Origin of the sequence: Candidatus Protofrankia californiensis (assembly GCF_900634765.1) — a bacterium.
Classification (GTDB): Bacteria; Actinomycetota; Actinomycetes; order Frankiales; family Frankiaceae; genus Protofrankia; species Protofrankia californiensis.
In genome coordinates this window covers 953-1,466 of record NZ_CAAAFT010000226.1, presented here as the reverse complement: position 1 = coordinate 1,466, position 514 = coordinate 953, and the positions used below count along the sequence as shown (strand labels likewise).

The window sequence follows — 514 nt, the reverse complement described above, 5'->3', positions numbered from 1 at the left end:
GCCTCGTCACGCTGAGCGCACCGCCGGCCCGCGGCGCACGCACCGGGCGGGTGGGGAACAACCGGACGACGACGAACGCCGCCAGCAGCGACAGGCCGACCGTGGCCGCCAGAAAGATACCGAACTGCCGGATGAGCGACAGACTCGACGCCGCCAACGCCAGATAGCCGGTGGACGCCGCCGCCGCCGCCACACCCACCGACCGGCGCAGCCGCGGCGACCGACGCGCGTACCCCTGACCGAGCAACACGCTGAACTCGCAGGCGGTGGCGGTGGCCAGCGAACCCAACGTGACGGTCAGCGGGGTGAGTGCGACGCCGCACACCCACGCCCCGGCCAGTCCCCACCCGGTGGCCAGCACCGCGGCCAGCACCGCGCGCACGGCGTCGGAACGGCGGGGCAAGCCCACCAGGAGCACCAACCCCGCCGCCGCGATCCCGATCAGACTCGCCGGGTACCGGTCACCGGACACCAGCTCGTATCCGCGCGCGGCCACCACAGGCAGCCCCACCAG

The 514-nt window shown here is 74.3% G+C and carries 1 pseudogene; it reads right to left on the bottom strand.

The features are described 5' to 3' along the window. Window positions 1–514 (bottom strand): annotated as a pseudogene (locus tag DD1DGNOD_RS28015) (RND transporter); the annotation flags it as partial.